The 1,099-nt window shown below is 65.9% G+C and carries 2 protein-coding genes and 1 pseudogene; all 3 read right to left on the bottom strand.

Annotated features, from left to right (window positions below):
* The coding region (locus tag BN874_RS26025) for a recombinase family protein (RefSeq protein ID WP_268258825.1) at window positions 1-228 on the bottom strand (228 nt) is incomplete at its 3' end.
* A gap of 64 nt (window positions 229-292) precedes the next feature.
* Window positions 293-472: pseudogene (locus tag BN874_RS26020) on the bottom strand (recombinase family protein); the annotation flags it as partial.
* Window positions 400-843: a recombinase family protein gene (locus BN874_RS25580; RefSeq protein ID WP_230314388.1), complete on the bottom strand. Its 444-nt coding sequence runs from the start codon at window positions 841-843 to the stop codon at window positions 400-402. The pseudogene BN874_RS26020 and the gene BN874_RS25580, both read right to left, overlap by 73 nt.
* Window positions 844-1,099: the final 256 nt, after the last annotated feature.

Below are 1,099 nucleotides of genomic sequence, written 5' to 3'. Positions count from 1 at the left end.
GACGGTATTGTGGCGGCGCGCGAAGGTGCGGTTCTTCGCGAGTTTGCTTTGGACCCGGTCGAACTCGTCCTGGCTCACGATCGCGGGCACGGTCGCCACCGGAATCCACTCCGCCGAGGGTGCCGCGATGGCGGTATCCTGGGGCCGGCCTATCGGAGGAGTGGCCGAGCGCCGGATACGGGCCGGACGATAGCGAGTCCGGCCCGCGTAGACCTGGCCGGTGTACAACCGGATGGGTGAGAATCCCGCGCACGGTGGCCAGGCCCCAGAAGGTCTTGCCGGTGGGCGAGGGTATCTGGCGATCCCGCAGCAGACGCGCGACCTGGAGTAGACCGACCCCCGGTTCCAGAGAGCGGGCGAAGATTTCCGAGACCGCCGCCGCCGCGCCGGGGTCCAGCGTCAACCCGCAGGGATCGCGCGGCCGATCGGGATGCGGACAGTAGCCGTAGGGCGCGTGCGTCCATGGCAACACGATCCCAGCCCGCAGTTTGGCCAAGCGGCCCGCCGCATGCGCTCGGTGATCAGCGTGCGTTCGTAGTCGGCTACCGCCCCGCGAATTTGCAGCCATAATGGGTCGTGTGGATCCTGGCTCATGGGGCGGTCCAGGAATTGGACCTGGCACCCATCCTGCTCGAATTCCTCAAGCAACAGTACCTGGTGGACATCGTTACGCGCCAGGCGATCCGGAGCGGTCAGGACTACCTGGTCGAGCCGGCGCTCCCGAATCGCATCCCGTAATCGGTCTAGGCCCGGCCGGTTGAGCCGGCTCCCGCTATAGCCGTCATCGCGGAAAATCAAGGACTCCTCAAGAGTCAGACCCTGTTCCCGCAGAGGATCGCGCAAGCGTTCCAACGGCTGCTCCAGGGTCTGCGGGTGGACTGGCTTCGGGGTGGATACCCGAACCTACACGGCCGCTCGCATCAGGGGTCTCCTTCCGGGGTGAAACGGTCGGGTCCGTCGCGTGTCGGCTCCACTCCAGCAGCCATTGGTAAGCTCGATCCCATCGCTGCTGGCCGTCCGTTGACGCCATCGTCCGCCGGCGAATCCCCCATTGTCGTTTCATGGCACCCTCCGCAGAAATGAACTTCTACCGAGGGAT

Source organism: Candidatus Contendobacter odensis Run_B_J11 (genome assembly GCF_000531125.1).
In the GTDB taxonomy this organism is placed as follows: domain Bacteria; phylum Pseudomonadota; class Gammaproteobacteria; order Competibacterales; family Competibacteraceae; genus Contendibacter; species Contendibacter odensensis.
This window is presented reverse-complemented; position numbering and strand designations above follow the sequence as displayed.